24 protein-coding genes and 1 riboswitch are annotated in these 25,532 nt (G+C 70.8%); of the genes, 17 read left to right on the top strand and 7 right to left on the bottom strand.

Translation table 11 applies throughout. The features are described 5' to 3' along the window. Nucleotides 1-43: 43 nt before the first annotated feature. The 5 genes from EV657_RS11655 to EV657_RS11635 are packed head-to-tail and all read right to left on the bottom strand — an operon-like array spanning nt 44 to nt 3,528. Complete coding sequence (locus EV657_RS11655; protein ID WP_113670535.1) at nt 44-694, bottom strand: energy-coupling factor ABC transporter ATP-binding protein; 651 nt, start codon at nt 692-694, stop codon at nt 44-46. After that, nucleotides 681-1,454 carry a cobalt ECF transporter T component CbiQ gene (gene cbiQ / locus EV657_RS11650; protein ID WP_113670534.1) on the bottom strand — a complete coding sequence of 258 codons (774 nt, stop codon included), beginning with the start codon at nt 1,452-1,454 and terminating at the stop codon, nt 681-683. Before cbiQ ends, EV657_RS11655 begins: the two co-directional genes overlap by 14 nt. Nucleotides 1,455-1,458: 4 nt before the next feature. Continuing rightward, the gene (locus EV657_RS11645; RefSeq protein WP_165828169.1) at nt 1,459-2,109 is read right to left on the bottom strand and encodes a cobalt ABC transporter permease; all 651 of its coding nucleotides are present in this window, start codon (nt 2,107-2,109) and stop codon (nt 1,459-1,461) included. After that, nucleotides 2,106-2,723, bottom strand: a complete 618-nt coding sequence (cbiM, locus tag EV657_RS11640) for a cobalt transporter CbiM (RefSeq protein ID WP_075785568.1) — start codon at nt 2,721-2,723, stop codon at nt 2,106-2,108. The genes EV657_RS11645 and cbiM overlap by 4 nt, the downstream gene beginning before the upstream one ends. A 10-nt stretch (nt 2,724-2,733) precedes the next feature. After that, nucleotides 2,734-3,528 (bottom strand): DUF4198 domain-containing protein, encoded by a 795-nt coding sequence (locus tag EV657_RS11635; protein WP_237399934.1) that lies wholly within the window; start codon nt 3,526-3,528, stop codon nt 2,734-2,736. A 138-nt stretch (nt 3,529-3,666) separates the two neighbouring features. Next, a riboswitch (cobalamin riboswitch) is annotated at nt 3,667-3,876 on the bottom strand. A gap of 107 nt (nt 3,877-3,983) precedes the next feature. On the opposite strand from EV657_RS11635, the gene cobO reads away from it, so the two are divergent. From cobO to EV657_RS11595, 8 genes are all read left to right on the top strand, one after another. Beyond that, entirely contained in the window at nt 3,984-4,616 is a 633-nt protein-coding gene (gene cobO / locus EV657_RS11630; RefSeq protein ID WP_075785567.1) for a cob(I)yrinic acid a,c-diamide adenosyltransferase, read from the top strand. Between the two features lie 145 nt (nt 4,617-4,761). Continuing rightward, nucleotides 4,762-6,276 carry a cobyric acid synthase gene (locus EV657_RS11625; protein ID WP_134077989.1) on the top strand — a complete coding sequence of 505 codons (1,515 nt, stop codon included), beginning with the start codon at nt 4,762-4,764 and terminating at the stop codon, nt 6,274-6,276. Then, on the top strand, nt 6,273-7,724 hold the full coding sequence (locus EV657_RS11620) for a cobyric acid synthase (RefSeq protein ID WP_134077970.1): 1,452 nt from the start codon (nt 6,273-6,275) through the stop codon (nt 7,722-7,724). Before EV657_RS11625 ends, EV657_RS11620 begins: the two co-directional genes overlap by 4 nt. Before the next feature lie 132 nt (nt 7,725-7,856). Further along, nucleotides 7,857-9,623 (top strand): ABC transporter ATP-binding protein/permease, encoded by a 1,767-nt coding sequence (locus tag EV657_RS11615; protein WP_166673697.1) that lies wholly within the window; start codon nt 7,857-7,859, stop codon nt 9,621-9,623. Between the two features lie 104 nt (nt 9,624-9,727). After that, nucleotides 9,728-11,449 carry a di-heme-cytochrome C peroxidase gene (locus EV657_RS11610; protein WP_134077968.1) on the top strand — a complete coding sequence of 574 codons (1,722 nt, stop codon included), beginning with the start codon at nt 9,728-9,730 and terminating at the stop codon, nt 11,447-11,449. A 547-nt stretch (nt 11,450-11,996) separates the two neighbouring features. Continuing rightward, entirely contained in the window at nt 11,997-13,922 is a 1,926-nt protein-coding gene (locus EV657_RS11605; protein ID WP_166673696.1) for an ATP-binding cassette domain-containing protein, read from the top strand. A gap of 80 nt (nt 13,923-14,002) precedes the next feature. Beyond that, a complete protein-coding gene (locus tag EV657_RS11600) occupies nt 14,003-16,255 on the top strand; it encodes a glycoside hydrolase family 3 N-terminal domain-containing protein (RefSeq protein WP_134077966.1) in 2,253 nt (750 codons plus the stop codon). Continuing rightward, nucleotides 16,243-17,496 (top strand): glucoamylase family protein, encoded by a 1,254-nt coding sequence (locus EV657_RS11595; protein ID WP_134077965.1) that lies wholly within the window; start codon nt 16,243-16,245, stop codon nt 17,494-17,496. The genes EV657_RS11600 and EV657_RS11595 overlap by 13 nt, the downstream gene beginning before the upstream one ends. On the opposite strand, the gene EV657_RS11590 is transcribed toward EV657_RS11595, so the two are convergent. After that, nucleotides 17,475-18,755, bottom strand: a complete 1,281-nt coding sequence (locus EV657_RS11590) for a glycoside hydrolase family 15 protein (RefSeq protein ID WP_134077964.1) — start codon at nt 18,753-18,755, stop codon at nt 17,475-17,477. The two genes, EV657_RS11595 and EV657_RS11590, sit on opposite strands and share 22 nt — an antisense overlap. Next, nucleotides 18,752-19,492, bottom strand: coding sequence for an alpha/beta hydrolase (locus EV657_RS11585; RefSeq protein WP_134077963.1), 741 nt, complete (start codon nt 19,490-19,492; stop codon nt 18,752-18,754). The genes EV657_RS11590 and EV657_RS11585 overlap by 4 nt, the downstream gene beginning before the upstream one ends. 292 nt (nt 19,493-19,784) lie before the next feature. On the opposite strand from EV657_RS11585, the gene EV657_RS11580 reads away from it, so the two are divergent. The 9 genes from EV657_RS11580 (at nt 19,785) to modC (ending at nt 25,502) form a co-directional block, all read left to right on the top strand. Further along, nucleotides 19,785-20,444, top strand: coding sequence for a hypothetical protein (locus tag EV657_RS11580; protein ID WP_134077962.1), 660 nt, complete (start codon nt 19,785-19,787; stop codon nt 20,442-20,444). Beyond that, complete coding sequence (locus EV657_RS11575) at nt 20,360-20,896, top strand: hypothetical protein (RefSeq protein WP_134077961.1); 537 nt, start codon at nt 20,360-20,362, stop codon at nt 20,894-20,896. Before EV657_RS11580 ends, EV657_RS11575 begins: the two co-directional genes overlap by 85 nt. After that, the gene (locus tag EV657_RS22190) at nt 20,893-21,306 is read left to right on the top strand and encodes a hypothetical protein (protein WP_134077960.1); all 414 of its coding nucleotides are present in this window, start codon (nt 20,893-20,895) and stop codon (nt 21,304-21,306) included. Before EV657_RS11575 ends, EV657_RS22190 begins: the two co-directional genes overlap by 4 nt. Further along, the gene (locus tag EV657_RS22725) at nt 21,219-21,572 is read left to right on the top strand and encodes a hypothetical protein (RefSeq protein ID WP_243837567.1); all 354 of its coding nucleotides are present in this window, start codon (nt 21,219-21,221) and stop codon (nt 21,570-21,572) included. The genes EV657_RS22190 and EV657_RS22725 overlap by 88 nt, the downstream gene beginning before the upstream one ends. Continuing rightward, nucleotides 21,457-21,756 (top strand): calcium-binding protein, encoded by a 300-nt coding sequence (locus EV657_RS11565; protein WP_134077959.1) that lies wholly within the window; start codon nt 21,457-21,459, stop codon nt 21,754-21,756. Before EV657_RS22725 ends, EV657_RS11565 begins: the two co-directional genes overlap by 116 nt. A 314-nt stretch (nt 21,757-22,070) precedes the next feature. After that, nucleotides 22,071-22,871: a TOBE domain-containing protein gene (locus EV657_RS11560; RefSeq protein ID WP_134077958.1), complete on the top strand. Its 801-nt coding sequence runs from the start codon at nt 22,071-22,073 to the stop codon at nt 22,869-22,871. Between the two features lie 58 nt (nt 22,872-22,929). Continuing rightward, nucleotides 22,930-23,694, top strand: a complete 765-nt coding sequence (gene modA, locus EV657_RS11555) for a molybdate ABC transporter substrate-binding protein (protein ID WP_113670523.1) — start codon at nt 22,930-22,932, stop codon at nt 23,692-23,694. A gap of 3 nt (nt 23,695-23,697) precedes the next feature. Continuing rightward, nucleotides 23,698-24,381, top strand: coding sequence for a molybdate ABC transporter permease subunit (gene modB, locus EV657_RS11550; protein ID WP_113670522.1), 684 nt, complete (start codon nt 23,698-23,700; stop codon nt 24,379-24,381). Continuing rightward, nucleotides 24,378-25,502 carry a molybdenum ABC transporter ATP-binding protein gene (gene modC / locus EV657_RS11545; RefSeq protein WP_134077957.1) on the top strand — a complete coding sequence of 375 codons (1,125 nt, stop codon included), beginning with the start codon at nt 24,378-24,380 and terminating at the stop codon, nt 25,500-25,502. The genes modB and modC overlap by 4 nt, the downstream gene beginning before the upstream one ends. The last annotated feature ends 30 nt before the right edge of the window (nt 25,503-25,532 follow it).

Raw genomic sequence — 25,532 nt, 5'->3', positions numbered from 1 at the left:
ACCGCTGACGCGCGAGCGGAGCGCTGATGCGGGGTCCGGCGGCTTACGCGGGCACCAGCCGCCCGGCCGTCATCCCCAGCCCCTGAGGCGCGACCTGCGCGCGCATCTCGGCGTCATGCGTCACCAGCAGGATCGCCTGCGGCAACCCTTGCAGGATCGCGACCAGCCGCCCGGCATTCTCTTCATCCAGCGCATTGGTCGGCTCGTCGAGCAGCAGCACCTCGGGCTCCATCGCCAGCACGGCGGCAAGGCTAACCAGCCGCTTTTCGCCGCCCGACAGCCGGTGGGTGACCCGGTCCTTCAGGTGCATGAGGTCAAGCCGGGTCAGCACCGCCTCGACCTGCTCCATCGCCGCCGCGCGCCCGAGCCCCAGATTGAGCGGGCCGAAAGCCACGTCCTCGGCCACGGTCGGGCAGAACAGCTGGTCGTCGGGGTCCTGGAACACCAGCCCCGCCCGGCGGCGCACCTCGTGGAAGTCGGGCTCGGCCCGGCGCGCCTGCCCGAAGGCGCGGATCTGCCCCGATTGCGGGACGAGAAGCCCCACCATCAGCTGCAGAAGCGTCGACTTGCCCGACCCGTTCGCGCCCGTGATCGACAGCCGCTGGCCCGCCTCAAGCGTCAGGCTGGCGCCCTGCAGAATCGCGGGCCGGCCGGAATAGCCGAAGACGAGCCCGTCGAGTTCAAAAAGCGCCATGGGCGACCTCGGCGGCAATCATCGCGATCAGCACCGCCCCCAGCCCCGCGCCGAAGACCGCATCGCGGGGGCCGTAGGCGAAGGCGGACAGGACCGGCATCCGGCCTGAAAAGCCCCGGCATTTCATCGCCGCCAGCACCCGTTCGGACCGTTCGACCGCGCGGACCAGCAACATGCCGACCAGATAGCCCAAGCTGCGATAGGTGTGCCAGGACGTGCCCGGCCGGAAGCCCCGGACCTTCATCGCCCGGCGCAGCCGCAGGTGTTCGGCGCGCAGCACCTCGATATAGCGGATGGTGAACAGCAGCAGATGCACCAGCCTCTCTGGCGTGCCCAGCCGGTGCAGCGCCTGCCCCATCACCGCCGGTTCCAGCGTGCCCGCCAGCGACAGGAGCGCCAGCACCACGGCATTGGCGGTCAAGAGGATCTCGGCCGAATGGACAATGCCCTCGCGCGAGGCGGCAAATCCCCAAAGCGTGAAGACAGGATCGCCGGGCGTGGTGAAGGGCAGCATGGCGATCAGCAGGAAGATGAACCCGTCCATCGCCGCCATCCGCCGAAGCGTCGGGCCGACAGCCCGCCCCGACAGCACCATCACGGCAATGGCAAGGATCAGCGCGGCCAGCAGCAGCGGCAACCAGGAACAGGCGACGGTCACACAGGCAAACCCCGCCGCCCCGATCAGCCGCGCACGGGGGTCGATCGCGTCAAGCGCGGCGCCCTCCGGCCCGGCGCGGTCCTGCATCAGGATATCGGACATGCCCCTAGGCCTTCAGACGCCGGCGCGCGGCGATGTAAAACCCGAATCCGAAGAGCCCCGCGATATAGCCGATCCCGCCCAGGATCGACTGCAGGTCGTTCTGCTCGCGATAAGCCGCGATCTCGCGCCTGAGCGGACGCATCTCGTCTCGGACGATCTTGGCGATGGCGGCCTTGTCGGCGTCGCTCAGCCCCGGTGCGGCGGCCGCAGTCGCGGCAGGCCCCGGGCCCAGCGGGAAAGTGGAGGGGTTGCCTGCCATCCCGGCCGCGCCATCGGCTTCAGTCGGGGCGGCGGCCTGTCCGGTTTCCGCTGCGGCCCGGGCGGCGGGGCTGTCGAGGATCGCGGCGACCTCCTCGGCGCTCATGGTGAATTCGGCAACATGGCCCGCGCCCAGATCGGCGCGGAAGACATGGGCGACGGCGGCGGTGGGGCGGTAGGTGAAGATGCCGTCGCCATCGGTCCGGGTCCCGCCCAGCCGCGTGCCCGCCGGGTCGAAGACCTCGACCAGGGCGTCGGCGGCCATGTCGCCATTCGAAAAGCCGATCTCGCCCTCGATCAGCGCGCCATCGGCATAGGCCCCGCCAACCACCTTATGGGCCAGCGCAGGCAGCGGCGCCATCGCAAGCGCCAGCATCAAAGCAAGGGGACGGATCATCGTTGAGGTCCTTGAACTGTCGTGAAGAGGTCGGGCTTCACCTGGGCGGCAAGATAGACGGCGGCGGCGGTCAAAAGGCCCTCGACCGCCATCACCGGGATATGGGCCAGAAAGACCAGCCTGGCCGCGGGCAGGAAGGCCTCGCCCGACAGCGCCAGCGCGAGACCGACGCAAAGCGCCGTCAGCGCGATGGCCAGCGCCCCGCCCATCCCGGCCCAAAGCGCCGCGATCCGGGGCGTGCCGCGCGCAAGGCCCCGGCGGCAGAGGTAATGGACGATCACCGCGGGCAGCGCGATGTTCAGGGTATTGACCCCCAGCACCGTCAGCCCGCCGAAGCCGAAGAAGACCGCCTGCAGCAAGAGCCCCACGAAGAGCGCCGGAAAGGCGGCCCAGCCAAGCACCAGCCCGGCCAGACCGTTCAGGATCAGGTGCACCGAGGACGGGCCGATAGGCACATGGATCAGCGAGGCCACGAAGAAGCTGGCCGACAGAATCCCGGCCGCCGGGGTCTTTTCCAGCGTCAGGTCGCGCAGGCCGCGCGCCACGCCCCCCGCCGCCAGCACCGCGCCGCCGATCACCACGGGCGCCGCCAGCGCCCCGTCCACGATATGCATGGGCCTGCCCCTATTTCAGATCGAAGGCGCGGATCCAGAGCACCGCATCCTGGCTGAGCTCCTTGCCGTCATGTTCGGTATCGGGGCCCACGCCCAGCGCGGCAAAGCCCCAATAGCCCGCCTTGGGCACGCCGAAGGTGAAATAGCCGTTCTCGTCCGACACGGCGACGATGGCGCCGCCCGGCAGCGGCCCGGCGGTCGCGGGCTTGGGCGCGCCCGTCGCCATGTCGGGCTCGGCCGCCATGTATTCGATCTCGATCTCGGCGCCCGCGACAGGCTGGCCCGCCGACAGCACCCGCCCGGTGAAGGTCGATCCCGCGATGACGTTATAGGGTTTGACCAGCGGCACGATCTCGGTCTTCAGCCCCTGCGGGCTGTCCCAGTCGGTCGGCATCTGGCCGCGATTGAGATAGGTCTTGGTGATCTGCTGGATATAGATGTCCTCGGACTCTTCGTAATAGGGCGCGGGCACCGTCACCAGCACGTAGTCGCCCATCCGCTTGACCGGCAGGCTGCCATCCCAGGCCACGGCCTCGTTCGTCGGGCCGCGGAAGACCGTCTGGCTGAGCGTCGCGTGAAGGTCGATCTTTTCGCCGCGATGGATGGCGTAGAATTCCAGCGGTTCGCCCATGTCCATGACCGGGCCGCTTTCCTGCGGGTGCCAGAAGATCAGCTTGACCGGAACGTCGCCGGGCGCGTCGATCAGGCTTTCTTCGGTATAGGCCAGCTGGAAATGCGCGGCGGCCACCCCGGGAACAAGGGTCAGCGCCAGCGCGGCGGTCAGGAGATTGCCGTGGAAGATCAAGGTCGTTGCCTTTCAACAAGAGCGGCCGGACGGGCCGCGGGTGAAAGGACGAGGGGAGGAGAGGCTCGAACGGGCCGCAACGCAGCCGATCCGGGCCAGACGCGCACCCCGGCGTCCGGTGGAAACCGCCTCCCCTTGCGGGAAAACGGGCGGCCGGCAGGTCTCCTGGCTCGCGGGTCTCAGCTTGGCTGGCCTTCCCGGGGGTCATCCCCAGTGGCGTTCTCAGCCGTGCTCGCCGCTTACAGTTGCGGGGGCAGCCGCGGACTTGCCCCTTGCGGGGGCGCACCGCGTTCCCATTTCACGTCCGGACCCTTGGGGCCCGGGCGAACCGGTCACGGCTCCGTCATTGCAAGCGGCTCGGGCCTTGTCAATCGGCGCGACCGCCGCGGCGCGGCGCGGGTTTGACGCGGCCGCCCCGCCCGCTAATCTGTCCCCGACACGCGCAAGGAGCCCCCATGACCGACGAGACCGTCCCCGATACCGCTGCCGACGACGCCCGCCATGCCAGCAAGATGGCCAGGAAGAAGGCCGCGCGCGACAAGATCATGGCCGGCAAGAGCGGCGAGAAGGGGCTGATTCTCGTGCATACCGGTACCGGCAAGGGCAAGTCCTCGGCGGGGTTCGGGATGATCCTGCGCTGCATCGCCCATCAGATGCCCTGCGCCGTCGTCCAGTTCGTCAAGGGCGCCTGGGACACCGGCGAGCGGCGGCTTCTGACCTCGCATTTCGGCGATCTCTGCCAGTTCCATGCGATGGGCGAGGGCTTTACCTGGGAAACCCAGGACCGCGCCCGCGACATCGCGGCGGCCGAAAAGGGCTGGGAGAAGGCCAAAGAGCTGATCCGCGATCCCGCGATCCGCATGGTGCTGCTGGACGAGATCAACATCGCGCTGCGCTACGGCTATCTGGATCCGGCCGAGGTTGTGGCCTTCCTGCAGGCCGAGAAGCCGCCTTTGACCCATGTCGTGCTGACCGGCCGGAACGCCCCCGAGGCGCTGATCGAGGCCGCCGATCTGGTCACCGAGATGACGCTGGTCAAGCATCCGTTCCGGTCGGGCATCAAGGGCCAGCCGGGGGTCGAGTTCTGAGCCGCGCTTGACATCCGGAAAGCCCCGTCCGACACCCCTGCCGAACGCCGCAGGAGCCCCGATGACATCCCACAGGACCCCGAGCCCGCCTTCCGACCTGCCCCCCGACGATGCCGCGCCGCCGATGCCGGAGATCTCGGTGCCGATGCTCGACCCGGCCCCGCCGCGCCGGGCGAAGGCACTGATGTTCCAGGGCACCAGTTCGGATGTGGGCAAGAGCCTGCTGGTCGCCGGGCTCTGCCGCGCCTATGCGCGGCGCGGCGTGAAGGTGGCGCCCTTCAAGGCGCAGAACATGTCGAACAACGCCGCTGTCGCCGCCGACAGCGACCTGCCCCCCGGCCCCGATGGCGTGGCCCCTCCGGGCGAGATCGGCCGGGCCCAGGCGCTGCAGGCAAGGGCGGCGGGTCTGCCCCCCTCGATCCACATGAACCCGGTGCTGCTGAAACCTCAGGCCATGGTCGGCTCGCAGGTGGTGCTGCGGGGACGCGCGCTGGGGAACTGGCCCGCGCGCCATTATCACGAACTCAAGCCGAAGCTCCTGCCCGCGGTGATGGACAGCTTCAACCGCATCGCCGCCGAGGCCGATCTGGTGCTGGTCGAGGGCGCGGGCTCGGGCACCGAGACCTATCTGCGCAAAAGCGACATCGCCAACATGCGCTTTGCCGAGGCCGCCGACCTGCCGGTGGTGCTGGTCACCGACAACGACCGGGGCGGGGCCATGGCCGCCGTCGTGGGCTCGTGGCTGCTGCATACCGAGCCCGAGCGGGCGCGTGTCGCGGGCTTTCTGGTGAACAAGTTCCGCGGCTATTTCTCGCTTTACGATCCAGCCTGCCGCAGCATCACCGAGATCACCGGCTGGCCGCTTCTGGGGGTCGCGCGCTGGTTCGACGCGGCCTCGCGCCTGCCCGCCGAGGATGCGCTGGCGCTGGAACGGCCCGCTTCGGGCACCGGGCAGGGGCTGGTGATCGCGGTGCCCCATATCGCGCGGATGGCCAATTTCGACGATCTCGACCCGCTGTCGGCCGAACCGGGCGTCGATCTGCGCTGGGTCCGGCCCGGCGAGCCCATTCCGGCCGAGGCCGATGTCGTGCTGCTGCCGGGCTCGAAGACCACACGGCCCGCGCTCGACTCGATCCGCGCCAACGGCTGGGACATCGACATTCAGGCGCATCTGCGCCGCGGCGGGCGGGTCGTGGGCATCTGCGCGGGGTTCCAGATGCTGGGCCGCACCGTGCGCGACCCGCAGGGCCTCGAAGGCCCGCCGGGCGAGACGCCGGGGCTGGGGCTTCTCGACATCGAGACCGAAATCGGCCCCGAAAAGCGCCTGGCCGAGGTCGCGGCCCTCGACACCGTCAGCGGCGCCCGGGTCACCGGCTACGAGATGCATATGGGCGTGACCCGCGGTCCGGGCCTCGAGCGGCCCTGGATGATGCTGAACGGCCGACCCGAAGGCGCGCTGTCGGCCGACGGACGGGTGATGGGCGGCTATGTGCACGGGATCTTCGGCGCCGACGGGTTCCGGCGGCACTGGCTGACGGCGATGGGCGGCCGCGCCTCGGGGCTTGACCATGCCGCCCGGATCGAGGCCACGCTGGAGGCGCTGGCCGACCAGCTCGAGAGCGATCTCGATCTCGATGCCCTGCTGACGCTGGCCCGATGACCGCCCGGCGCCTCATGGTTCTGGGCACCGGCTCGGACGTGGGCAAGAGCCTGCTGGTCGCGGGGCTCGCCCGCGCCTATGCCCGGCGCGGTCTGACCGTCGCGCCCTTCAAGGCGCAGAACATGTCGAACAATGCCGCCGTGACGGCGGATGGCGGCGAGATCGGCCGGGCACAGGCGCTGCAGGCCCGCGCGGCGGGCGTGCCCCTGTCGGTCGACATGAACCCGGTGCTGCTGAAGCCCGAAACCGATATCGACTGTCAGGTGGTGCTGCGCGGCCGCGTGCTGGGGCGGCAGTCGGCCAGCGCCTATCAGGCGCTCAAACCGACCTTGAGGTCCGAGGTCGTGGCCAGCCTGAACCGGCTGTCGGCGTCCCATGATCTGGTGCTGATCGAGGGCGCGGGCAGCGGGGCCGAACGCTATCTGCGCCCGCAGGACATCTCGAACATGGGCCTTGCCGAGGCCGCCGACCTGCCCGTGGTCCTGCTGGGCGACGAGTCCCGCGGCGGCGTGACCGCGGCCGTGACCGGGCATCACCGGCTCTGGACCGAGGCCGAACGGGCGCGGGTCGCGGGCGTCATCGTGACCAAGTTCCGCGGCGATCCGGCCGTCTTCGCCCCTGCCGCCGCCGAGATCCGCGCCGAAACGGGCTGGCCGGTGCTGGGGCTTTTGCGCTGGTCCGAGGCCGCGCGCGCCTTGCCCGAGGAGGATTCGCTGGGTCTTGGGCGGCGCGATGGCCGTGCCGGTCGGCTGGTGATCGCGGTGCCCGAACTGCCCCGGATCGCCAATTTCGACGATCTCGACCCGCTGGCAGCCGAACCTGAGGTAGACCTGCGCTGGCTGAAACCCGGCCAGCCGGTGCCGGGCGATGCGGATGCGGTGATCCTGCTGGGGTCCAAGACCACACGGCCCGCGCTCGAGGCGCTTCGGGCCGAGGGCTGGGACATCGACATCCGCGCCCATCTGCGCCGGGGCGGGCATGTGCTGGGGCTGTGCGCGGGCTATCAGATGCTGGGCCGCGTCGTGCGCGACCCCGAAGGCATCGAGGGACCGCCTGGCGAAACACCGGGGCTCGGGCTTCTGGATATCGAGACGGTGATGACCGGCGACAAGCGGCTCGTGGCGGTCGATGCCCGGGACACGCTCAGCGGCACCCGCGTCACCGGCTACGAGATCCATGCCGGGCGCGTCTCGGGGCCGGGAACCGACCGGCCCTGGCTGCGGCTTGACGGCCAGCCCGAAGGCGCGGTCTCGGCCGATGGCCGCGTCCGGGGCAGCCATGTGCACGGGCTGTTCGGCGCCGACGGGTTCCGCGCGGCCTGGCTTGCCGCGATGGGCGCGACCGCCGCCGAGGCTGGCCCTGACCGGGTCGAGGCCGCGCTCGACCGGCTGGCCGACGAGATCGAGGCCGATCTGGACCTCGACGCGCTGCTGGCGCTGGCACGCTGAGCCCCCGGCGCCCGCCGGACGTGGCCGACGCTTGCGAACCCCGGCCGCCGCCCGTATCGGAAAGGGCACGAGCGGACCCGACCCAGAGGAGATCGCAGGTGAGCAAGCCCCCCCATGGACGGGCGCAGGATCTTGGCTGAGCGGACCGGGACGACAGCCCCGCCCGCGCGGCTGGGCGCCCAGATCCGCGACACGCTGGGCCTTTTCCGCAGCTCGGGCTTCGGGCGACGGGCGGCGCTTCTGGTGGCGGCGCTGGTCGGCGTGATCGGGCTGACCGCCTATATGCAGATCCGGCTGAACGCCTGGAACGAGCCCTTCTACGACGCCCTCACCCGCAAGGACATGGCGGCCTTCGTGACCCAGCTTGGGGTCTTCGCGGTGCTGGCGGGCGTCCTTCTGGTGCTGAATGTCAGCCAGCTCTGGCTGGACCAGACCATGAAGCTGACGCTGAGGCGCGGGCTGTTCCGGGCGCTGGTGCGCGACTGGATGGCGCCGGGCCGCGCGCTGAGGCTGTCGCGGGCGGGCAAGATCGGCGAGAACCCCGATCAGCGATTGCAGGCCGATGTCGACCAGCTGGCCGATCTCAGCGCGGCGCTGGGGATCGGGCTGTTTCAGGCGACGCTGCTTCTGGGGTCGTTCATCGGCGTGCTCTGGCGGAAATCCGAGGGGTTCAGCCTGAGCTTCGGCGGCCAAAGCCATGAAATCCCCGGATTCATGGTCTGGTGCGCGCTGTTCTACGCGGTCGCGGCCTCCTGGCTCAGCTGGCGCGTCGGCCGGCCGCTGGTGGCGCTTCGGGCCGAGGAATCCGCCCGCGAGGCGGTCTTGCGCTTCGATCTGGTCCGGATCAGCGAGGCCGCGGGGCGGATCGCGCTCGAACGCGGCGAGCGGGCCGAAACTTCGCGGATCGAGACCAGCTTCGCGGGCGTCGTCGGCATCGTCGAGGCGGTGATCCTGGCCACCGCCAACCTGACCTGGGTGACGGCGGGCTATGGCTGGTTCACGCTCGTCGCCCCGATCCTGGTGGCCGCGCCCTTCTACTTCACCTCGGACATGAGCATCGGCGAGCTGATGATGGTGGCGGGCGCCTTCACCCAGGTGCAGGGATCGCTGCGCTGGTTCGTCAGCAATTTCGCCGTGATCGCGACCTGGCGCGCGACGCTGTTCCGGGTCACGAGCTTTCACCGCGCGGTGCTGGCGGTCGACCGCGCCGAAGCCGCGGCCGAAGCGGCCGGGCCGCGGATCGACCGGCGCGAGGACGCGGGCCGGATCGAGATCGCGGGGCTCCATGTCGTGACCCCGCAGGTTGGGGTCCGGCTCGATCCGCCCGAGGTGATCGTCGGCCCCGGCGAGAGGGTGCTGCTGCATGGCGGCTCGGGCTCGGGCAAGACGCTTCTTTTCGACACGCTGGCCGGGCTCTGGACCCGCGCCGAGGGCCACATCGCGATGCCCCCGCCCGATCGGGTGATGTACCTGCCGACGCGGGCCTATGTGCCGCCGGGGCGGCTCGATCTGGCGCTGTGCTACCCCGAACCGGCCGAGCGTTATGGCCATGACCAGATGGTGGCGGCGCTCGACGCGGTGGGGCTTGGGCATCTGTCCGCCGCGCTGGGCGAGTCGGGGCGCTGGGACCAGCTGCTGGGCCAGAGCGACAAGCAGTGTCTGGTCTTCGCCCGGGCCTTGCTGCGCTGTCCCGACTGGCTGGTGATGGACGATGTGCTGGACCAGCTCGACCCGGAGGCGCTGACCCGGATCGAGGCGCTGTTGCAGGGGCGGCTGGCGCGGCTTGGGGTGCTGGGCATCGGCGACGGGGCCACGCCCTCGCCGGTCTTCGGCCGGGTGGTGCAGATCGTCGCCGAACCGGGCAGCGCCCGGCACGGGGCCGGGACCGCCGCCCCCTGACGCAAGGCCCGGCCCGACGGTGCCACTCTTGACGTTACGGAAACTTGTGGAAACCACACGCAAGGAATGAGAGGATCGAAGGCATTCAACCTTGGGAGGACCAAATGCTTGCTCGATCCGTCTTTTCCGCTTTCTTGCTATCCGTCGCCGCGCCCCTCGGGGCCCAGACCGTCTATGTCGATCAGGGCGACAGCTGGACCGGCGCGCTGCGCTCGGCCTTCTTCACCCAGGATCAGGGCTCGCGGATCATGCCGCTGGCCTGGATGCAGGCGCTGACCGGGCCCGACGGGACGCCGTTCCTGGCGGACAGTCTGGCGCGCTATGGCTATCTGCCGATGCCCGACCGCGACGACGACACGAGCCTGCCGGTCGGCTTCACCACCAACGAAAGCGCGGACGGCACCGCCATCGGCATGACCTGTGCCGCCTGCCATACCCGCCAGATCGAGGTCGGCGGCACCGCTTACCGGATCGACGGCGGCCCGGCCATCGTCGATTTCCAGAGCTTCCTCGCGGATCTCGATGCCGCGGTGCTGGCGGTTCTGGCCGATGACGCGGCCTTCGACGCCTTTGCCGACAAGGTGGCGGGCGGTGCGGGCGATCGCGCCGACCTGCGCGCCGAGGTCGAGACCTGGAGCAAGCGGTTCCACACCCTCGTCGCCCGCTCGCTGCCCGATCCGGCCTGGGGTCCGGCCCGGCTGGATGCCGTGTCGATGATCTTCAACCGGTTGACCGGGCTCGATCTCGGGGCGCCCGAAGACGCCTATCTGATCCCCGAGAACATCCTGATCGCCAATGCGCCCACGCGCTATCCGTTCCTGTGGAACGCGGCGCGCCAGGACATGACCCAATGGCCCGGCTTTGCCGAAAATGGCAACGACCTTCTGGGGCTCGCCCGCAATCTGGGCGAGGTTTATGGCGTCTTCGGCGAGTTCCACCCGACGGCCAAGCCCGGGCTTCTGTTCGACCGCGACTATGTCACCGACAATTCGGCGAACTGGGAGGGGCTGAAATCGCTTGAGGACGCGATCTGGAAGATCGGCGCGCCGCGCTGGCCCTGGGCGCTGGACGAGGATCTGGCCGAACAGGGCCGCACCGTCTTCGACCGCGCAACCGACCAGGGCGGCTGCGTCGAGTGCCATGGCAAGAAACAGGGCGCGTTCCGGTCGATCTTCCATTCGACCTGGGCCACGCCGATCCTGCCTGCGGGCACCGACGAACGCGAATGCGAGATCCTGACCCGCACCGCCAAGACCGGCGTGCTGGAAGGCGCCAAGGTGCCGCTGTCGGGCAAGACGCTTGGCGCCGAGGCCGCCGCCTTCGACCTGCTCGGGCTGTCGGTGATCGGGGCGATCATCCAGCACGCGACCGGTTTTCGCGCGACCGGCGACCTCGCCTCGGCGGCCCACGCCGATCTTGCGACCGATGAGGACTTCATGGGCAGGTTCGACGACCTGCGCGGCGCCTTCCCGACCAGCGGACCGGATGGCGTCACGCTTGAAACGGCGGCCCCGGCCTGCGCCTACGAATCCCGGGTGCTGGACGGGATCTGGGCGGCCGCGCCCTATCTGCATAACGGCTCGGTCCCCACGCTGCGCGATCTGCTGACCCCGCCCGCCGAGCGTACCGCCGCCTTCACGCCCGGCCCTGCCTATGACATCGACGCGGTCGGCATGGCCGCCGGGCAGACCGCCTTCGACCACGTGATCGAGACCACCGGCTGCGACCAGATCAGCTCCGGCAACAGCCGCTGCGGCCACGATTACGGCACGACTCTGAGCGAGGCGGACAAGCGCGCCCTGCTGGAATATCTCAAGTCGATCTGAGGCCCGAGCCCCGGGACGCGCCCGCCGCGTCCCGGCCCCGCCACCTTCCTCCCGACGACCGGCGCAAGACTGGCCAGCAACCCTGCGCCGCGGATCTCTGCGCCCGACCGACTGGCCGACCGGGACTGCAGCGACGTCAAGTCCCCGGCTGCGGCGGCGATCGCCATTGACAACCGGAACGCGACAAACAAGCAACATCTTCGCCGAATTGGAATCATCCAGGCATTTTGGATCGCCCACCTCTAGCCACTTGAAAATACGTCATTTCCGATTCTCCGGGACCGACCGGCCCGGCGCCAGCGCGCCCCCGGCCGGGCGCGACGACGCCCACCCTGCCCCCGGGTAGGGAATTATCCACGTTTCGAAGAGAGAATTTTTTGGACTTTCGGCGACTTTTCGCCGACAGTTAACGCGGCGCAATCGGAAAGGGGAACCATCCGGCCTCCCTGGCGCCACACAAACAATCAAGGGCGTCTTGTCGGGGCGGCCGCCTGAAAGGGGCTGGCACGTCACGGGGAAGGTGCGCGCGAACGGGGCGAGAGCGGTTGTGTGTAGACTGACTGGGTTTTGGGGGCTGGTGACAGCCTACTGGGTCTCCTCCCGCTGGAAAGAGGCCTGGGTCCTCACCGTCGTGGTCTTCGGACTGACGACGCTTCTGAGCAAGGCCAGCGTCTGGGTCGCGACCTCCAGCGCCGATTTCCTTGCAGCCCTGGCCAATTTCCACCGCGCCGAGGCGGGCGTCGACCCGGCAGAGGTGCTGCTGACCGCCGCCGCGGCCCTGGTCGGGATCTACGCCGCGCGGGCCTGCGGCGTCGCCTGCCGCCACTTCCTGTCCACGACGCTTCACCGCCGCGCCCGCGCCTGGCTGGTCGGCCGCTTCGACGCGGCGATCCTGGCCGACGAACGCATCGCACTCGATCTGATGAGCGACCGCAGCGAAACCGAACTTGGCGCCCGCCTGCCCGATGCCATCGACCAGCGGATCGACGAATGCTCGATCGGGCTCTATGGCGGGCTGATCGGGCTGACCATGGGGCTTTGGGGCGCGATCACCTCGGTCTGGTTCGTCTCGGCCGCGATCCTCGAACGCAGCCAGCCGGTGCCGCAGCTTGACCGCTGGGGCGCCTCGGCCAATGCCTGGATCGAGGCCCAGTTCGGCCCCGCCCTCGCCGCCCGGGTCGATCTGGTGCCCGGCGCCCATGGCACGGCCCTGCTGGTTGCCGGGCTGATCCTGCTTTACGTGCCCGCGATCACCTGGATCGCCTGGCGCCTCGGGCGCATCCTCGAACGCCAGAAGCTGCAGCGCCAGCGCCGCGACGGCGCCTGGCGGGGCGAGCTGGGCGGGCTGCTGCACCGGGTCGGGCAGATCGCCGCCTCGCGCGGGGAACGCGCCCAGCGCCGGATCAACGCCCGGCTTTATGCAGCACTCGACCGGACCTGGGGCCGGCAGAACGGGCTTGGCGCGGCGATGATGCTGTTCACCGATCTCTACAACTTCCTGTCGCACCGGCTGCTGGCCTATCTGCCCGCCCTGCCCGCCTTCATGGCCGGGCATATGAGCTTCAAGACCTTTGCCGCCAGCAGCGAGCTGACCGCCGGGCTGATCGGCGATCTTTCGTGGTTCATCAACGTGATGCCGGAAATCGCGACGCTGCGCGCCAATGCCGGGCGGCTGACCGAACTGGCCCGCGCGGTCGAGCGCGTGCGCGCGCGCCAGGACTTCTATGCGGAAACCGGGATCAGCCGCTTCGACCGGCGCCGCGACGCCCGGGGCGCGCTGGTCGAGATCCGGGATCTTGCGCTCTGCCATCGCGGCCACGATGCCGAACCCTTCCTGACCGTGCCGCGCCTGCGGCTCGACCGCGGTGACCGGATCTACCTGCGCGGCGCCAATGGCTGCGGAAAAAGCAGCCTGCTGAAGGCCGTGGCCGGGCTCTGGCCCTATGGCGAGGGCCGGGTGGCGCTGGCCGGGGGCGCGCGGATGTTCTTCGCCGGGCAGGAACCCGACCTGCCCGAACGGATGAGCCTCAAGACGCTGGTCTGCTATCCCGAGGCTCCCGAGAAGCACGGCGATCTGGTGGTGGCCCGCGTCCTCTACCGGGCCGGACTGGGGCAGTTCATCACCTCGCTCCATCACGACCTGCATCACGGCAAGACCTGGCGCACGGTGCTGTCGGGCGGACAGAAACAGCGCCTCGTGCTGGCCCGCATCCTGCTGACGCGCCCCGATATCCTGCTGCTCGACGAGGCGACCTCGGCGCTCGACGCAAACGCTGCGGTAGATTTCCACGACGCGCTGTGCGAGGAATTGCCACGGACCGCGGTGATTGCGGTGCTGCATGGCGAAACCGCGCCCTACGGCCCGGACGGCCGCCCCTTCTATGCCGCGGTGCTCGACATCGCGGAGGGCGTCGGACAGGTCCGTCCGGTGCTGGCGCCGGGTCTGGCCGCCGCCCGCCACGCTGCGGAATAGACGGCCCAGAGCCGTCGGCACAAAGCAGACGGGGCGTCGCACACGGGCAGGCACCCGGCGCAAGGGGGGGAGGGACCCGCATGGACCGCAGACGCGGGGGCGAGACCGTCGACCGGCTGATGGCGCAGATGACGCTGGCGGAAAAGATCGGCCAGCTGAACCTTCTGGCCGCGGGCGAGGGTCTGGTGACCGGAGCCGCCACCGCGACGCCGCTGGCCAAACGGCTTGACGCGGGACAGGTCGGCGCGATCTTCGGCACCAAGTCGCTGGCCTCGGCGCGGGACCTGCAGGACCGCGCGCTGGCGGGCTCGCGCCTGAAGATCCCGCTGTTCTTCGCCGAAGACGTGATCCACGGCCACCGCACCGTCTTTCCGCTGCCGATCGCGCTGGCCGCAAGCTGGGACATGGCGCTGATCGAGGCGACCGCCGGTTTCGCCGCCGCCGAGGCCTCGGCCGAGGGGCTGCATCAGGTCTATGCCCCGATGATCGACGTGTCCCGCGACGCGCGCTGGGGCCGGATGGCCGAAAGCCCGGGCGAGGACCCGCATCTGGCGGGCGCCATCGCCGCCGCCATGACCCGCGGCCTGCAGGGCGACGACCCCGCATCGCCCGGCCGGGTCGCGGCCTGCCTCAAGCATTTCGTGGCCTATGGGGCGCCGCTTTCGGGGCGCGACTACGACAATGCCTCGCTGGCCTGGGAGGACCTGCTGGAGACCTACCTGCCGCCCTTCGCCCAAGGTGTGGCGGCGGGCGCGGCCTCGGTCATGGCCGCCTTCAACGCCGTCAACAAGCTGCCGATGCATGCCCATGAGCCATTGATCGAGGGCTGGCTGCGCGGCACGACCGGTTTCGACGGGCTTGTCGTGTCGGACTATACCGGCATCCGCGAGCTGACCGCCCACGGGCTGGGCAGCCCGGCAACCGTCGTGCTGCGCGCGCTGGCGGCGGGCATCGACATGGACATGGTGGGCGAGGATTACCTGGCCCATCTGCCCGCCCTGGCCGAGGCCGGGCTCGACGCGCCCGAGGCCGGGCTGTCCGTCCCGGCCGAGCGGGTGCGCGCCCTGATCGACCGCGCCTGTGCCCGGGTGCTGGGCTTCAAGGCGCGGCTGGGGCTGCTTGACGATCCCTGGCGCGGGCTGACCGGCAGCCCGCCCGCCCCCGACCGGGCCGAGGGCCGGGCGCTGGCCCGCAAGGCCGCCGCCCGCTCGGCGGTACTCCTGAAGAATGACGGGCTCCTGCCGCACGATCCGGCCGCGCGGGTCGCGCTGATCGGGCCGCTGGCGCGGGACCGGGCGAACATGCTGGGCACCTGGTCGGTGTCGGGGCGGGCCGCCGACGTGACGCCGCTGTTCGAGGCCATGACCGCCATCGCCGGACGCCCGCCCGCCCATGCCCCGGGCTGCAATCTGATCGAGGAGGACTGGCTGGTCGACCGGCTGAACGTCCATGGCGTCACCGTGACCCGCGACCCCCGCCCCGAGGCCGAGATGCTGGCCGAGGCGGTCGCGGTCGCGCAGACGGCCGATGTCGTCGTCGTCGCCCTGGGCGAGGCCAAGGAACATGCGGGCGAATCCTCGTCGCGGCTTTGCCCCGACCTGCCCGCGCCGCAGCGCCGTCTGCTGGACGCGCTCGCCGCGACCGGCACGCCGCTGGTCGTCGCGGTCTTCGCGGGCCGGGCGCTGGCGCTGGGTGGCGTGGACGGGCGTTGCGGCGCGCTGCTTTACGCCTGGCATGGCGGCATCGCCGGGCCCGAGGGGGTCGCCGATCTGATCTTCGGCCGCGCCGAACCCTCGGGGCGGCTGCCCGTCACCCTGCCCGCCGCCCCCGGCCAGACCCCGGTCAGCCATGCCGAGGACCCGACCGGCCGCCCCTGGACCGGCCGCTTCGTCAAGTTCCGCACCGGCTGGCTGGATCTGCCGGGCGACCGCCAGCCCTACCCGTTCGGCTTCGGTCTGTCCTATACCGAGGTCGACTACGCCCCCCCGCGCCTGTCGGCGGCCGAGGCCGGGCCGGAAGACCGGGTGCGCCTCAGCGTGACCCTGACCAATACCGGCCCCCGCCCCGCGACCGAAACGGTTCAGGTCTACCTGTCCGACCCCGAGGCGCGGATCACCCGGCCCGCCCGCCATCTGGTGGCGTTCCGCCATGTCGATCTGGCGCCGGGCGCCACCCGCGAGGTCGTCTTCGAGATCGGGGCGGACCTGGCGCGCTATCCGCTGGCGCCCTCGCTCGAAACCGCGCGCTGGGTCCGCGACCCCGGCCGGATCGTCCTGCATGTCGGACCGAACAGCCGCGACACCCGCCCGGTGGAGCTGACATGGCGGGCGTGATCCGGGGCCTGGACGATGCCGCGCTGCGCGACCGCATCGCGCAGGCGACGGCGGGGTATTTCCTCGACTGGAGCCATCCGGTCAGCGGCATGGCGCGCGAACGCAGCGCGGGCGCGTTCGGCTATGACATCGAAGACACGGTCTGCACCGGCGGCACCGGCTTCGGGCTTCTGGCCCAGATCGTCGCGGCCGAGCGCGGCTGGCGCCCCCGGCGCGAAATCCTCGACCGGGTCGAACGGCTGGTGGGCTTTCTGGAAACCGCCGACCGCTTCGACGGCGTGTTCCCGCATTTCCTGCATGGCGGCACCGGCCGCGTCCTGCCCTTCATGGCGGGCGACGATGGCGGCGATCTGGTCGAGACCGCCTTCCTGATGACCGGCCTGCTGGGCGCGGCCGCCTTCTTCACCGAGGCCCCCGGGATCGGCGCCCGGATCGAGGCGCTTTTCGACGCGGTGAACTGGGCCGCGCATCTGCGCGAGGATGGCGCGGTGATGTGGCACCGCCATCCCGACCGGCCCTTTGCCCCGAACGCCCTGCCGATCCGGGGCTGGAACGAGGCGATGCCGGTCTTCGTCCTGGGCGCCGGGTCCGACACCCATCCGATCCCGCCCGAAAGCTATCACCAAAGCTGGGTCCGGACGCCCACCTTTCTCAACGGCCGCAGCTATGACGGCACGGTGCTGCCGCTGGGTCCCGACTGGGGCGGGCCGCTGTTCCTCTCGCAATATCCCTTCCTCGGGATCGACCCGCGCGGGCTGACCGACGCCTATGCCGATTACGGCGCCCAGGCCCGCGCCCATGCGCTGGTCAACCGCGCCCATTGCCTGGCGAATCCCAGGGGCCATGCGGGCTATGGCGCCGCGTGCTGGGGCCTCACGGCCAGCGACGACCCCAAGGGCTATGCCGCCCATTCGCCGACCCACGACACCGGCGTCATCACCCCCACGGCGGCGCTCTCGTCCTTCCCCTATGCGCCCGCCGAGGCGATGCCGGTTCTGCGCCATCTGCATGACGATCTGGGCGACCGGATCTGGGGCGAGGCGGGCTTTGTCGATGCCTTCTGCCCCGGCGGCGACTGGGTGGCGGAAAGCCGTCTGGCCATCGATCAGGGGCCGATCGTGGTGGGGCTGGAAAACCACCGCTCGGGGCTGATCTGGCGGCTGGTCTCGGGCCGCCCCGAGATCCGGCGGGGCCTGTTGCGGCTGGGCTTTTCCGCGCCCTATCTGGCCGCCAGCGCCTGATCGCGCGCGGCCGCCGCCATCAGGAAGGCCGCCGCCGACCAGGTGAGCCCGAGGCACGAGGTTGGCGCGCCGGTCTCGCGGTCGGCCTGTTCGGGCAGGTCGTCGCCCTCTGGCGCGAGGTCTTCGACCACCGCCATCAGCGCCTCGGCCCGGTCGAATTCGGCCGCTTCGCCGGTCGCCGCCGCGATCCGGTAATGTGCCTCGGCAAAGCCCAGCGTGACCGGGAACCACGGGTTGCCGCCGCAGAAGACATCCCCCGCCCAGCGCCCCAGCGCGGGGGCCGCGCGGCCTTGGTTCAGGGGATAGAGCCCGGCAAACAGCGTCTCGAGCGCCGCCATCGTCGCCCGGGTCCGGGGCGCGGTCAGGGCAAAGGGGCCATCGCTGCGGCCGGCCTGAACCAGCGCCAGCACCGTTGCACTGTCGAGCCCCCCCGGCGTCGCCTCAAGGCTTTCGCGCCAGCCGCCCGTGACCGGATCGGCGGCTTCGGCGATCAAATCGGCGACCGTCTCGGCCGCCCCGGCCAGATCCGCCCGCCCGAGACGCCGTGCCCCCAGCTCCAGCGCATCCCATTGCGCGATCAGCGTGAAGCCGCTGCGCCGGGCGGGCTCTTCCTCCCAGGGGCCGAGGCAGGGCTGCCCCGCCACCGAAAGGGTGAAGTCGAGATCGCGCGCGATCAGCCGGTCGGCCTTTTCGCCGCGCGCCTCGGGCATCGCCGCGCCCAGCCGCATCAGCGCCGCGGCCCTGAGCGCGGGGCCGTCATATTGCGGCCGCCCCCAGCGTTCGAGATCGGGGCCGCCATCGGCGGCACAGCGCGGCTCGGCCAGCCAGGCGGGGCCGGTCAGGGCGGCCAGCTCGGCATCGGGGCGCAGATAGGGCCGGAAGGCCCCGGTCGCGCTGTCTTTCAAAGGGTTGACCGGCGGCCCGCGCCGGTCGGGGTCCGAGATCGCCAGCGAAAAGCGGACATGATCGGCCACCGCCTGCCGCCAGAACCCCGCCGCCCCGGGCTCGGCCGCCATCGCCTCGGGAATGGCGGCAAGCGCAATGGCCGCATCGCGGGTCCAGTGGTGGAAATAGTCGGGCTCGGGGTCCCATGAGGCCACCCGTGCCGAGGCCAGGATCGACCCCGGCGCGGGCACCACCGTCCAGCCGAAGCCCGCGCGGTGGCGCGAAAGCCCCGTGGCGGAAACCGCCCGGCGCAGCGCCCGCGCGGCCGCCCCGCGCCGGGCCGCGACCCAGCCCGGGTCCGGCCCCGCGCTCACGCGCCCAGCGCGGCCAGCGCGACGCCCAGCATCGCGGCCACGTCGGGCCCGGCCGGGCAATGGTTCTGCCCCGGCAGCGCCCCGAAGAACCGCCCGTTCGGCGCCGTGTTGAAATAGGCGCGCGCATCGGTCAGCGGCACGATGCCATCCTCGGCCCCGGTGATCACGCCCAGCGGTGCCGCGACCCGGGCCAGCGCGGGCGCGGCATCCTCGGCTTCCATGCCCGCGCGCATCAGCGGCACCTCGCGCTCCAGCGCGGCGACGGCAGGCGGCCCCATCGCCACGCGCGCGGCCAGCAGCCGCGCCCCCGACAGCACCGGCGAGACGCCCAGCACATGATGCGGATCGCCCAGATCGGCGGCCAGATGGCCGATGGCGAAGCCGCCCAGACTGTGGCCCGCCAGTGCCAGCGGCACGTCCGGCCAGCGCGCGCGGGTCCAGACCATGACCTCGGCGGCGGCACGGCGCAGCCCGTCCATGGTCAGCCGGTCGGCAGGCCCCGAAGCGGGCAGCGCGATGGAATTGGGCAGTTCCGGCGCCACGACGCGCCAGCCGCGCGCCAGATAGGCCTCGGCGATCTCGGCGATCTGCGGCTGGTCCGGCGCACCATTGCGGCCATGCACCAGCAGAACCGTGCCAACAGGCACCACCGCTTCGCAGCCGATGACGACCGGCACCGGCCCGTCATCGCGGTCGCGGCCAGACCGGGCGGTCCAGAGAGCGGAAGGCGTACTCATGCGCCGAGTCTAGCCCGCCCGCGCGCCGCCGCAAGACCGGCCTTGCGATCCGGCCCCGGAATTGTTGCAAGACCGGAAACGACACATTTCCAAGGTTCGCAGGCTCCACCCGATCCGGCACAGCCAGACCGGGAAAGACTGCCCGGAGGTCCGCCCGATGCCCGACGGCACCGTCCCCCTGTCGCTGCAGACCGGCACCGGCTTTCTGTCCGGTGCGCTCGACCGCGATGTCTTCGGCGGGCTTTATCTGTCCTGCTAAAATCTCGCGCGGTTCGACGCGGCCTATCAGGCCATGGGACTGCAGGCGATCCGCTGGCCCGGCGGCCCCATGGCCGCGACCCGCGCCGACCGCTATGGCCTCGACGTCGAAGACTTCGTGGCCCCGACCGCGAGCCGCGCCGGGCTGACCGAGGTGCTGGCCCTTGCCCGCGCCGCCGATGCCAGCTTTTCGATGATCCTGCCGCTTGCGGCCTGTGCCGGGGACGAAGCGGGTCTTCGCGCGGCGGCGGCCGGGTTCATGGCGCGGCTTCTGGACGGCGCGTTCGGCCCGTTGCCGCGGGAATTCACCCAGGAACTCGGCAACGGATATTGCGCCCGGGACAGCCTTGCCGACGCCCCCGCGCTTTCAGGTCGGCTCGCCAATGCCGCCGCCGAAGAAATCTCGCGCCCGGTCTTCGATGCGGCCGTCAATCCCGGGCTCGTCGACGTGTCGGTCGCGGTTCAGGCGGGCCGGACGACCGCCGAGGATGCCGCGATCAGGGGCCGGATGAGCCCGCTTGCGGTGGCTCAGATCGACGAGCTGGCGATCCACCGCTTTGCCCCCGCCTGTGCCGGGCCGATCAGCGCGCCGACGCGGCGGCCGGGGCGTTGGCCGCCTGGGCCGATGCGGTCGAGGCGGCAGGCGGCTCCGCGCCGACGCTGGTCCTGTCGGCCTGGACCGTCGACAGCCTGACCCGAAGCGAGGCGCTCGATCGGTTTGTCGCGGCCCAGGCGCCGCTTTTCGGGCTGGAAATCGACCCCGGCTCCATCGGCCTCGACGCGCGCGGCGACGTGGCCTTCGAAACCTTCTGGCAAAGCGGCATCGTCACCGGCCCCGACGGGCAGGCGGTGGCGCTCGACGCGGGGCTTGCCGCGCGCGACTACGGGCTGGCCCGGGCCCGGCTGATGCTGGAGACGCTGGCCAGCCGCGCCGAACTCGGGCGTGAACGGGGCGCGGTCTGCGGGATCGACATGGGCCATGCCGGGCATCTGACGGACCGGTTCGAAACTTTCATCGCCGCCGCCATGATGCGGATGATGAGCGAAAGCCTGACCGGCACCCGGCGGGTCTCGGCCCCCGCCGACGAGGCGGCCGAGGCCGAGACGGTGCAAAGCATGTCTTCGAGGCCGAGGACCGGATCGTGATCTTCCTCATGGCGGGCGATCCTGGCACGGAGGGGCCGGTCCCGGCGGTGCTGGATACGGGCGGTATCGCGGGCGGCTTCGCCCATGTCGGGGCCGAAAGCCTGACCGCCGGGCTGGCCCCCGACCGGCGCACAGGCTACGGCATGCCCGACACGCCCGGGGTCGACGAAAGCCCCGAGGCGCGGCTCTACGAAACCGGGCTGCGGCAGGCTCTGGTGCCGCAGATCTCGGAAGATACACTGTGGCTGACGCTCACCGGGGACCGCCAGGGGAACCGGCCGGTGATGGCCAGGACCTCGGCCGCGATCCCCGTACTCGCCGACTGGGCCGGAGCGGTGAGCGGGCCGCTGGGCTGCAGCCCGGCACTGCCGGTCTTCAGCGACGGCACGGCGGGGGCGGACCTTTTCTGACCGGCGGGGCCGGAGACGACTGCCTGAACGGGCTTGACGGCGACGACCGCCTGCAGGGGCATGGCGGGCACGACATCCTCCGGGGCGGCGCGGGCCATGACAGGCTCGACGCGGGTGCGGGCAACGACCAGATCGACGACGCCTTCGGCGATGACAGGCTTTGGGGCCGCGCGCGACGACACCTTCCACGACAGCCAGGGCAACGACCAGAACTGGGGCGGCGCCGGGGCGGACCGGTTCGCGCTGGACGGCACCACCGGCTATGACCGGATCCACGGTTTCGAGCCGGGGATCGACCTGGTGGTGCTGGGCGAGGGCCTGAGCGCCACCGCTGTGCCGGTACTGGATGTGGCGGGCGATGCGGTGGAGCGGATCGCGGGCGGCAACCAGCTCGAGCTGATCGGCATCGACAGCGATCTCGTCGGGATCGACGACTTCCTGTTTCTCTGATCCCGGTCCCGCCCGGTCCGGCCTTCGGTCCCGGGGCCGGCGCGGCATCGCCCTGCGGAGGGCGGGCGATGCGCCTGCGACTCGCTCCGCCGCCCGTCGCCTTGCTGCCCTTTTGGGCGCCACTGCTGCCATCGCCCAGAAATTGGACGGCATTCCAACCGCCTCGCTGCGACAGATCGCGCCATTCCGGCCCCCGCCCCCGCAAATCCGCTATAAAGTCTGACTTGTTAATGTTCAGCCTTGCGAGGCTCCGACCGTCACCGTTATGTCGTCTTTATACATAGCGAAACACAGCGACGACAGGAGCCCGGCAGATGTCGGACCCATCCCTGAAAGCGGCCCTGACGCTGCAGCGCGAGGGCGACCCCCGGATCGGCGGCGACCGCATCCGGCTTCTGCGGGCCATCGACGCCAATGGCTCGATCGCGGGCGCCGCGCGCGAGATGGGGCTGTCCTACAAGGCGGCCTGGGACGCGGTCGGCTCGATGAACAACCTCTTCGCCCGGCCCCTGGTCGAGGCCGCGCCGGGCGGGCGGACCGGCGGCGGCGCGCGCGTCACTCGCGCGGGCCATGCCCTGATCGCCTGTTTTTCCATGCTGGAGGCCTCGCTCGGCAAGGCGCTGGCCGCCATCGACACAGGATTGAAGACCTCGCCGGGCGGCGCGGTGAACACACTTTGGAGCCTGATGATGCAAACGAGTACCCGCAACACGTTCCGCTGCACCGTGACCCGGATCACGCCCGGCGCCGTCAGCACCGAGGTCGACATGGCGCTGACCGACGGCCACACCCTGACCGCCGTCATCACCGAACGCAGCGCCGCCGACATGGGGCTGGCCGAGGGCTCCGAGGTCTTCGCCCTGATCAAGGCGACCTTCGTGATGCTGGCCGCGGGCGAGGCGCCCGCGAACATCTCGGCCTGCAACCGGCTGACCGGCACCGTCTCGGCGCGCGAGGACGGCCCCGTGAACAGCGAGGTCACGCTCGATCTGGGCGAGGGCAAGACCATCACCGCCATCATCACCCGCACCAGCGCCGATGCGCTCGACCTCGCCGTCGGCAGCACCGCGACCGCGCTGTTCAAGGCCAGTCACGTGATCGTCGCCATGCCGTGACCCGTCCCGTCCCCCTGCCCGACACCCGGCCCCGTCTTCTTCCATGAAAGGACCCATCATGACCTTCCGTCTGACCGCCCTGCGCGCGGGCTCTGCGGCGTTTCTGGCAGCCCTTGCCCTGAGCGCCCCGGCCCGCGCCGCCGACACCATTGCCGCCGTTGCCGCCAACTTCACCGATGCCGCGACCGAAATCGGCGCGGCCTTCGAGGCGGCGACCGGCCATCACGTGACCTACAGCTTCGGCTCGACCGGCCAGCTTTACACCCAGATCACCCAGGACGCGCCCTTCGAGGTGTTCCTCGCCGCCGACCAGGCCCGCCCCGAAAAGGCCGAGGCCGAAGGACTGGCCGTGCCCGGCAGCCGCTTTACCTATGCGGTCGGCAAGCTCGTCCTGTTCAGCACCGATCCCGAGGCCATCGACGACAGCCCGGCTGCGCTGAAAGACCCCGACCTGACCCATGTCGCCATCGCCAATCCCGAAACCGCCCCCTATGGCGCGGCGGCGGTCGAGACGATGAAGGCGCTGGGGCTTTACGGGACGCTGGAGCCCAGGATCGTGCAGGGCAAGAGCATCAGCCAGACCCATCAGTTCGTCGCGACCGGCAACGCGCCGGTGGGCTTCGTCGCGCTGTCGCAGGTGATCGCGGATGACACCGGGTCGCGCTGGCTGGTGCCGCAGGACCTTTACACCCCGATCCGGCAGGATGCAGTCTTGCTGACGAAGGGCGCCGACAGCGAGGCCGCCAAGGCCTATGTCGAGTTCCTGAAAAGCCCCGAGGCGCTCGCCATCATCGGGAAATACGGCTACGGCACCGAGGACTAGGCGATGACGGCGTCCCCCCTCTTCGACGCGGCGATGATCGAGACGATCCTGCTGACGCTTCGGCTCGCGGGCATCACCACGGTCGTGCTGCTGCTGGTGGGGACGCCGCTGGCCTGGTGGCTGGCGCGGGGCGGCGGGGTCTGGAAAGAGATCGTCGCCACCGTGGTCGCGCTGCCGATCGTGCTGCCGCCGACCGTACTGGGCTTTTATCTGCTGATCGCGATGGGGCCGCACAGCCCGCTGACCGCGCTGCTGGGGCGGCAGCTGTCCTTCACCTTCACCGGGCTCGTTCTGGGCTCGGTCATCTATTCCCTGCCCTTCGTCGTGAACCCGATCCGCAACGCCTTCGAGGCGATGGGCCCGCGCCCGATGGAGGCCGCGGCGACGCTGCGGGCCGCCCCCCTCGACGCTTTCGTCAGCGTCGCCCTGCCGCTGGCAAGCCCCGGCATCATGACCGGCGCGATCCTGGGCTTTGCCCATACTGTCGGCGAATTCGGCGTGGTGCTGATGATCGGCGGCGGCATTCCGGGCCGGACCAAGGTGCTGTCGGTGACGATCTTCGACTATGTCGAGACGCTGCAATGGCCCAAGGCCCATGTGCTGGCGGGCGGCATGCTGGCGATGTCCTTCGTCGTGATCCTGGCGATGATGCTGATCGAGCGGCGCCTGAACGGAGGCCGACGATGATCGAGGCCGAGTTTCGCGGCCAGCTGGGCGGCTTTGCGCTGGCGGCCGAGTTCACCGCCCCGGGCGAGGGCATCACCGCGCTGTTCGGCCCCTCGGGCTGTGGCAAGACCACCGTGCTGCGCGCCATCGCGGGGCTTCTGCGCCTGCCGGGCAGCCGCCTCAGCGTGAATGGCGAAACCTGGCAGGACGGCCGACAGTTCCGCCCGACCCATCGCCGCGCCATCGGCTATGTCTTTCAGGAGGCAAGCCTTTTCCCGCATCTCTCGGTTCGCGCCAACCTGACCTTCGGGCTGTCCCGGGTGAAGGGACCGGTGCGGATCGGCGAGGACGAGGTGGCCGAATTGCTGGGTATCGCGCCGCTCTTCGACCGGCCGACCCGGATGCTGTCGGGCGGCGAACGCCAGCGCGTCGCCATCGGCCGGGCGCTGCTGTCGCAACCCGAACTGCTGTTGATGGACGAGCCGCTTTCGGCGCTCGACCGGTTTTCCAAGGACGAGATCCTGCCCTATCTCGAACGGCTGCATGCGGCGCTGTCGATCCCGGTGCTTTATGTCAGCCACGATATCGCCGAGGTCGAGCGGCTGGCCGATACGCTGGTGCTGATCGAGGCGGGCCGGGTCCGCGCCGCCGGGCCCCTGGCCGAGATGCTGGCCGATCCGGCGCTGCCCCTGATCCACATGCCCCAGCCCGCCGCGGTGATCGACGGCGAGGTCGTGGGCCGCGATACGAAATACGGCCTCTCCGAGGTGCGGGTGCCGGGCGGCGTGGTCGTCGTGCCGGGCGATCTGGGGCCGGCCGGCCTCAGGCGGCGGCTGCGCATTCCCGCCAGCGATGTCAGCCTCGGGCGCCACGCACCGCTCGATACCACCATCCTGAACGCCCTGCCCGCCCGGATCGAGGGCGCCGAGCCTGCGGGCGGCCACCAGATGACCGTGCGCCTGCGTCTTGGTCCCGACGGGCGGGGGGCAGCCCTTCTGGCGCGGGTCTCGCTGAAATCCTGGGACCGGCTGGCGCTGAAGCCGGGCGAGCTGGTGGTTGCGCGGCTCAAGGCCGTGGCGCTGGCCGAACCCGCCCCATCGGCCGCGCTGGCGCCGCCCGCTTTCGCTGAGGGCCGGGGGTGAGGACCGCGCATGCCGGAAGCGGGGCACGCC

Source organism: Rhodovulum visakhapatnamense (assembly GCF_004365965.1).
In the GTDB taxonomy this organism is placed as follows: Bacteria; Pseudomonadota; Alphaproteobacteria; order Rhodobacterales; family Rhodobacteraceae; genus Rhodovulum; species Rhodovulum visakhapatnamense.
The sequence above is the reverse complement of the archived record's forward strand: the minus strand, read 5'-3'. Positions and strand labels throughout refer to the sequence as shown.

Excerpts from the sequence above, each read along its gene's own strand:
- EV657_RS11625 (WP_134077989.1), top strand. The coding sequence starts at position 4,762 with ATGCTCGACCCGGCCCCGCCGCGCCGGGCGAAGGCACTGATGTTCCAG.
- EV657_RS11610 (WP_134077968.1), top strand. The coding sequence starts at position 9,728 with ATGCTTGCTCGATCCGTCTTTTCCGCTTTCTTGCTATCCGTCGCCGCG.
- modA (WP_113670523.1), top strand. The coding sequence starts at position 22,930 with ATGACCTTCCGTCTGACCGCCCTGCGCGCGGGCTCTGCGGCGTTTCTG.
- cbiM (WP_075785568.1), bottom strand. The coding sequence starts at position 2,723 with ATGCATATCGTGGACGGGGCGCTGGCGGCGCCCGTGGTGATCGGCGGC.
- cbiQ (WP_113670534.1), bottom strand. The coding sequence starts at position 1,454 with ATGTCCGATATCCTGATGCAGGACCGCGCCGGGCCGGAGGGCGCCGCG.
- EV657_RS11655 (WP_113670535.1), bottom strand. The coding sequence starts at position 694 with ATGGCGCTTTTTGAACTCGACGGGCTCGTCTTCGGCTATTCCGGCCGG.
- modB (WP_113670522.1), top strand. The coding sequence starts at position 23,698 with ATGACGGCGTCCCCCCTCTTCGACGCGGCGATGATCGAGACGATCCTG.
- EV657_RS11565 (WP_134077959.1), top strand. The coding sequence starts at position 21,457 with ATGACAGGCTTTGGGGCCGCGCGCGACGACACCTTCCACGACAGCCAG.
- EV657_RS11645 (WP_165828169.1), bottom strand. The coding sequence starts at position 2,109 with ATGATCCGTCCCCTTGCTTTGATGCTGGCGCTTGCGATGGCGCCGCTG.
- cobO (WP_075785567.1), top strand. The coding sequence starts at position 3,984 with ATGACCGACGAGACCGTCCCCGATACCGCTGCCGACGACGCCCGCCAT.
- modC (WP_134077957.1), top strand. The coding sequence starts at position 24,378 with ATGATCGAGGCCGAGTTTCGCGGCCAGCTGGGCGGCTTTGCGCTGGCG.
- EV657_RS11600 (WP_134077966.1), top strand. The coding sequence starts at position 14,003 with ATGGACCGCAGACGCGGGGGCGAGACCGTCGACCGGCTGATGGCGCAG.
- EV657_RS11560 (WP_134077958.1), top strand. The coding sequence starts at position 22,071 with ATGTCGGACCCATCCCTGAAAGCGGCCCTGACGCTGCAGCGCGAGGGC.
- EV657_RS11620 (WP_134077970.1), top strand. The coding sequence starts at position 6,273 with ATGACCGCCCGGCGCCTCATGGTTCTGGGCACCGGCTCGGACGTGGGC.
- EV657_RS11580 (WP_134077962.1), top strand. The coding sequence starts at position 19,785 with ATGGGACTGCAGGCGATCCGCTGGCCCGGCGGCCCCATGGCCGCGACC.
- EV657_RS11595 (WP_134077965.1), top strand. The coding sequence starts at position 16,243 with ATGGCGGGCGTGATCCGGGGCCTGGACGATGCCGCGCTGCGCGACCGC.
- EV657_RS11585 (WP_134077963.1), bottom strand. The coding sequence starts at position 19,492 with ATGAGTACGCCTTCCGCTCTCTGGACCGCCCGGTCTGGCCGCGACCGC.